Source organism: Nonomuraea sp. NPDC049141 (assembly GCF_040648415.1).
GTDB lineage: Bacteria > Actinomycetota > Actinomycetes > Streptosporangiales > Streptosporangiaceae > Nonomuraea.
The window spans coordinates 1-1821 of the sequence record NZ_JBEZDR010000176.1 but is presented as its reverse complement, the minus strand read 5'-3'; the positions used below and the strand labels follow the sequence as shown (position 1 = coordinate 1821).

The 1821-nt window shown below is 71.1% G+C and carries 1 protein-coding gene; it reads right to left on the bottom strand.

The window, feature by feature from the left end; genetic code table 11:
* Positions 1 to 47: 47 nt before the first annotated feature.
* A partial coding sequence (locus tag AB0B91_RS65605) for a PhoX family phosphatase (protein WP_358343131.1) occupies positions 48 to 1821 on the bottom strand: 1774 nt, incomplete at its 5' end.

Genomic DNA, 1821 nt, shown 5'->3' with positions numbered 1-1821 from the left:
GGAGAGGGCCCCGGTGGCGGTCCAGCGCCGGACCGCCCGAGGAGGGGTCAGCTGCCGATCGGGCCGCCGTCCAGGCGCCAGGCCACCACCACGCCCGGCTTGGCGAAGTCGCCGTCCGGCCAGTTCGAGGCCGGGTTCTCGACCGACGCCCCGATCAGCTCGCCCGGGTGCTGCACCGCCACGAAGACCGAGCGGTTGTCCCCGGTGATGAACGGGCCGCACGTCTCCGCGCCCACCGGCACGGTGAGGAACTGCTTCAGGTGACCCCGTTCCGGCCCCTCGACGGCCGTGGCGAAGAGGCCGTCGTTGCTGCCCAGCGCGTTGCCGTCCGTCGAGATCCAGAGGTTCCCGGTGGCGTCGAACGCCACGTTGTCCGGGCAGGAGATCGGGGAGACCTTCGTCTTGTCGTACCCGGCGAAGAAGGTCGACGGGTCCGCCGGGTCACCGGCGACGATGGGCAGCGACCAGGCGAAGGTCTCGCCCGCGTTGTCGCCACGGTCCTCGACCAGCTCCAGCACCTGGCCGTGCTTGTTGAGGTTGCGCGGGTTGGCCTCGTCGGCGGCCGGCTTGCCGGCCTTGCCCCGGTCGGTGTTGTTGGTCAGCGCCACGTACACCTTGCCGGTGAGCAGGCTCGGCTCGACGTCCTCCGGGCGGTCCATCTTGGTCGCCCCGACCTTGTCGCCGGCCAGCCGGGTGAAGGTGAGCACGTCGGCGGCCGTCATCCCGTCGACGTACGAGCGGTTGCCGCTGACCAGCCTGATCCACCGGCCCCGGCCGTTGAACGCGCCGTCGGACGGGAGCCGGCCGGAGCCGTCGATCTCGCCGGCGCTGGTCTCGTCGAGCTTGGCGACGTAGAGGGTGCCCGACTCCAGCAGGGTCAGGTTGTGCCGGCGGGCGACCCAGGAGTTGCCCTTCATGAACTTCTTGTCGGAGACGAACTTGTACAGGTAGTCGAAGCGCTCGTCGTCGCCCATGTACGCGACCACGTGCCCGCTCCTCGCCACGATGACGTTCGCGCCCTCGTGCTTGAACCGGCCCAGCGCGGTGTGCTTGCGCGGGCGGCTCTCCGGGTCGTACGGGTCGATCTCCACGATCCAGCCGTGCCGGTTGGCCTCGTTCGGGTGCTTCGCCAGGTCGAACCGCTCGTCGGCGCGCTCCCACTTGCGGCTGCCGCTCGGGTAACGGGTGGTGGTGGTGACGCCGTACCGGGCCAGCTTCGGCTTGACCTCCTCGGCCACCGCGTCGCCGCCGACGAAGTACTGGTTGAAGTTCTCCTCGCCGGAGAGCACGGTGCCCCACGGGGTCACCCCGCCGGCACAGTTGTTCAGCGTGCCGACGACCGTACGGCCCTTCGGGTCGGCGGCCGTCCGCAGGTGCGCCGAACCGGCGGCCGGCCCGGTCAGCTCGAACTTCGTGGCCAGCGCCGTGACCCGCCGGTTGTACGGCCGCCGGCCCTTGGTGACCGGCCGCCACTGCCCGGTGCCGTCGACCCGCTCCAGCTCCACCACGGACATGCCGTGCGCGGCCATGGCGATCCGGAGCTGCTCGACGCTCAGCGCGTCCTGGCCCGTGAAGCCGGGGAACATCAGGTCCTCGTTGGTGTACTCGTGGTTGACCACGAGCAGCGCGCGCCGACGCCCGTCCAGCGGCAGCACCCCGACGAAGTCGTTGTTGTAGCCGAACTGCCGGGCCTGGGCGGCGGCGGTCTGGGCGTGCAGGTCGAACTCGGGGGCGCCCGGCACGACCGGGTCACCCCAGCGCATGACGACCGCGTGGTCGTACCCGTTGGGCACGACGAGACTGTCCAGGGTGTTCGGCGGG